Below are 3,786 nucleotides of genomic sequence, written 5' to 3' on the forward strand. Positions count from 1 at the left end.
CGTCCCAGCCGACCGCAGGTCTTGACGATTCAGGACAAAGATTTGACAATTCAAGACATGAATGTGATTCGGGGCACATCGCTGGCGAACTACCCGCAGCTGGTCACCGAACTAGGCGGCGACCCCGCTGAGGGTCCAGACATGGCCGATTAGAAGTGCGATTCTGGCGTCCACGTGACATGAGGCGGCGTATTTCACCAAGCTAGGGCATACCTCACAACACTCCGGATGGCCTGTACCACAACTCATCTCACATCAGCATGAGCGAGCACTGCCGCCAGCCATACGACGCTCTACCCGTCGGTCTTCCGATGCCCTGGCCGGCCGGTTCGGTCAGCGCGGTATGCGGCTATTTGGAGGATGTTGGTGTGATCGAATCGTGCGATGTACGCGTGAGCGCGTTGCCAGGGGTCACAGATTCTCTCGCCCAACCAACACCTGTCGGAACCCGGGTCGTGGCCAGGCTAGCAGGTGTAGAGCCGTGATCCCCGGACTCGTTGGAACGGCACGATTTTGTCGGTGTTGGCTTCCTGCGTGAGCTCAACGACCACAGCTGTCAGTGCGCGGACCCGGGCAGCAAGCGCACTGTTGTCGGTGAGCAGTTGCTGCTCGCGGGCGAGCGCGTCGACGCTGTGGCACCAATCCAGCGCTGGCACTCTGCTCAGCAGTTCCGGTGGAACCTGATCTACGACATCGTCCTGCCGGTCCGACACGGCGGCATCCTCGAGATCTCGCGACTCCAGGACCGCGGCCGCGTCGACGGCAATCTCGATCGCTGCCTGGTCCATACGGGAGACCTTCGGTCGAATCGGCACCTGGACAGCGTGTGGCCCTGCGCTGTTCGTGCGCACATTCGCCGAACTGCTGCACCGTGCGGGCGCGGTGCGGGCGATGGAGCTCGACATCAACACCGGGTCGGTCTCGTTCATGACCTACGACAGCATCCGCGACCCCATCAACCCGCCCGCGACCACGCTTCTCCCCTAATTCCGTCAAACGGGGGACGCTACTTCAACACCGACGAACGCGACTTCGTCGCCGTCTACAGCCGTTAGCCTTGCACGAATTCGTAGGTGTAGAACAGCAGGCCGTCACCGATCTTTCGTGTGTTGACCAGGTGCAGCGGCTTCTTGTCGCTGGTCTCGTCGAAGATACGTAGGCCGGTTCCCAGCACGACCGGGAAAACTACCAGCCGCAGTTCATCGGCCAGGTTCTGTTCTATCAGCGTGCGCACGAGCTGATAGCTGCCGTAGACCAGGATTTCCCCGTCCACCTTCCGCTTCAGCTCCGAAACCTCCTTCACCACCTCGCCGCTGAGGACCGTGGCGTTGCTCCACCGGGGATCTTCGAGAGTCGACGACACGACGTACTTGGGCATGCTCTTGATCCTGTTCGCCCACACGGGGCTTACGCGGACATCGCCCTCGCCCGACAGCATCCGGGACGCGAACCACTCACTGCTGCGCCGCCCCATCAGTAGCGCCTCGGCACTCAGCGCTTCCTCCTGCTCGCGGGCGCCCCAGTCTTCGAAGTCCTTGACCCCCACGAACTGGTGGAACCAGCCGCCCAGCTCGAAGCCTTCCTCGCCGTCCGGGTCTTGGACCACTCCATCGAGTGTGGCATTCGAGCTGATGACGATCTTTCCCATTTCCGTGCTCCTTTGACAATGTTGTCGGCTGGCACTGGTTTAGACGCCGCGGCATCGGAAAAGGAGGCGCTCCGCGACCGCCCCGTTCGAGCCTTGGCCGGCGTCCATACAGCGTGGAACTGCACACAAGGAATGAGGTGGCGGGAGTGGAGTTGGCGAGAACGGACCTGATGTCGAGGGCGCAGGCGGGCGACGGCGAGGCATTCCGAGCGCTGACCGAGCCACACCGTCGCGAGCTACAGGTGCACTGCTACCGGATGCTCGGATCGTTCCAGGATGCCGAGGACGCTCTCCAGGACACGATGCTCGCCGCTTGGCGAGGGCTCGAACGATTCGACGGGCGCGCCTCACTTCGCACCTGGCTCTACCGCATCGCCACCAATCGGTGCCTCGACGCGCTGCGCTCTGCTCGCCGAAGTCCTGCAAAGCAGTGGGACATCCCGGGAATCGAATTACCGGAACCCACCGGACTCGGCGAAATCCACTGGCTCGAGCCCTATCCCGACGCCCTTCTGGACGGTGCGATCAGTGTGCCGCTCGGTCCGGAGGCGCGCTACGAGCAAACCGAATCCATTTCCCTGGCCTTCGTGACCGCCCTGCAGATCTTGCCGCCTCGCCAGCTCGCCGTCCTGATCCTGCGCGACGTCCTCGGATTCCACGCGAACGAAGTAGCCGACATGCTGGACACGACCGTCGAATCGGTCAAGAGCACCCTCAAACGCGCGCGTGCAGGAATGCAGCGCCGACTGCCGGTGACTACTGCCCGAGAGCAGCTGCCCGCTGGCGACTCACCTGCCGAGGACGCGATCGTGGCGAAGTTCGTCAGCGCCTACGAATCTGCCGACATCGACGCGTTGGTGGCCCTGTTGACCGACGACGTCTTCATGTCGATGCCACCGATACCGCTGGAATACCGGGGCAAAGACATCGTGGCCCGGTTCTTCGCACTCATTTTCGGCTCGGCACAGAGATTCGAACTGGTGCCGACGCGAGCCAACGGTCAGCCGGCGTTCGGGGTCTACCGACACCCCTCCACCGGCATCGACGGATCCGGCCTCTTCGTCCTCACTCTCGCCGGCGACCGAATCGGCGCCATGACCGCCTTCGAGAACACTGTCCTCCCCATATTCGGCCTGCCGCAATCCCTCCCGAGTGCACAGTAGACCGCCTTCGAGTCTATCGTGGACTCGAAGGCGGTCTATCCGCGCAAGTACTCCATCTGACACCGAACGGGATGCAGCGCTTGCTGAACGCGGCGGCGTGGGATGTCGATGGGGTGCGCGATGATGCACGCGCATACGCCGTCGAGTATCTGGGCGATGCGGATGGTGTGCTGGTTGTCGACGAGACCGGATTCCTGAAGAAGGAGTGAAATCCGCTGGGGTGCAGGCAATACTCGGGAACGGCCGGTCGGGTGGAGGACCGTCAGCTGGGCTTGTTCTGTGCGTACACGAGTGTGAAGGGCCGCACGCTGATCGACAGGGAGTTGTATCTGCCGAAGTCGTGGACCGCCGATCGGGACCGTTGCCGGGAGGCGGGGGTGCCCGACGAGGTCGACTTCGCCACGAAACAGGTTCTGGCTCAAAGGATGCTGGCTCGTGCGCTGGATGCGGGTGCGCCCGCTCGCTGGGTCACCGCCGGCGAGGCCTACGGCGGTGATTCGAAGTTGCGGCGCTGGCTCGAACGACGGCGGATCGGGTATGTGGTGGCGGCGCCCAGCAGTGCGCCGATCGTGTCCCTGTCCGGCAAGCCGGCGCGCCGACCAGGTCGTCGCGGGACGCGCCACCCGAGGCATGGAAGCGGCGCAGCTGGGGCGAAGGGCGAAAGGCCCGCGCCTGTTCGACCGGGCCGTGGCAACACTGCCCACCGTCGGTGAAGCCGGCGCCGGGTGGCGACGCGCCCGGCGCGCGAAGACACGGAGGATGACGCAGCTAGACCATGCCGAAAACGATGCCGGCCTTGGTGATTCAGGCCCGTGGGGTCCAGTCGGCCCGGAGATTGCCCACAGTCAGCACTGTCCCAGCCCTTGGAGTCGACGGTGAACAATTCGGGTCAACCCCGGGCGGCCTCGATCATGGCCCGGCCCGCGATGAACCACCACATGATAGACAGTGCGGCAGTTCCCAGGGTTGCGGCGA

Annotated in this window: 6 protein-coding genes; 4 read left to right on the plus strand and 2 right to left on the minus strand. The window is 63.9% G+C overall.

What is annotated here, in order from left to right; translation table 11 throughout:
• Window positions 1–464: 464 nt before the first annotated feature.
• Window positions 465–788, minus strand: a complete 324-nt coding sequence (locus ACIRRA_RS45565; RefSeq protein ID WP_402782262.1) for a hypothetical protein — start codon at window positions 786–788, stop codon at window positions 465–467.
• A 55-nt stretch (window positions 789–843) separates the two neighbouring features.
• On the opposite strand from ACIRRA_RS45565, the gene ACIRRA_RS45570 reads away from it, so the two are divergent.
• On the plus strand, window positions 844–987 hold the full coding sequence (locus ACIRRA_RS45570; protein WP_402782265.1) for a hypothetical protein: 144 nt from the start codon (window positions 844–846) through the stop codon (window positions 985–987).
• 64 nt (window positions 988–1,051) lie between these two features.
• Here ACIRRA_RS45570 and ACIRRA_RS45575 read toward each other — a convergent pair whose 3' ends face one another.
• Window positions 1,052–1,648 (minus strand): dihydrofolate reductase family protein, encoded by a 597-nt coding sequence (locus ACIRRA_RS45575; RefSeq protein ID WP_402782268.1) that lies wholly within the window; start codon window positions 1,646–1,648, stop codon window positions 1,052–1,054.
• A 170-nt stretch (window positions 1,649–1,818) separates the two neighbouring features.
• Between ACIRRA_RS45575 and ACIRRA_RS45580 the strand changes: the two genes are divergently transcribed.
• The 3 genes from ACIRRA_RS45580 to ACIRRA_RS45590 all read left to right on the plus strand — a co-directional run bounded on the left by ACIRRA_RS45580 (window position 1,819) and on the right by ACIRRA_RS45590 (window position 3,524).
• Window positions 1,819–2,811 carry a sigma-70 family RNA polymerase sigma factor gene (locus ACIRRA_RS45580; protein ID WP_402782271.1) on the plus strand — a complete coding sequence of 331 codons (993 nt, stop codon included), beginning with the start codon at window positions 1,819–1,821 and terminating at the stop codon, window positions 2,809–2,811.
• Window positions 2,812–2,882: 71 nt separating this feature from the next.
• Window positions 2,883–3,020 (plus strand): hypothetical protein, encoded by a 138-nt coding sequence (locus ACIRRA_RS45585; RefSeq protein WP_402782274.1) that lies wholly within the window; start codon window positions 2,883–2,885, stop codon window positions 3,018–3,020.
• A 6-nt stretch (window positions 3,021–3,026) separates the two neighbouring features.
• The gene (locus ACIRRA_RS45590; protein WP_402782277.1) at window positions 3,027–3,524 is read left to right on the plus strand and encodes a transposase; all 498 of its coding nucleotides are present in this window, start codon (window positions 3,027–3,029) and stop codon (window positions 3,522–3,524) included.
• The last annotated feature ends 262 nt before the right edge of the window (window positions 3,525–3,786 follow it).

It is taken from the genome of Nocardia sp. NPDC101769 (assembly GCF_044766925.1).
Classification (GTDB): Bacteria; Actinomycetota; Actinomycetes; order Mycobacteriales; family Mycobacteriaceae; genus Nocardia.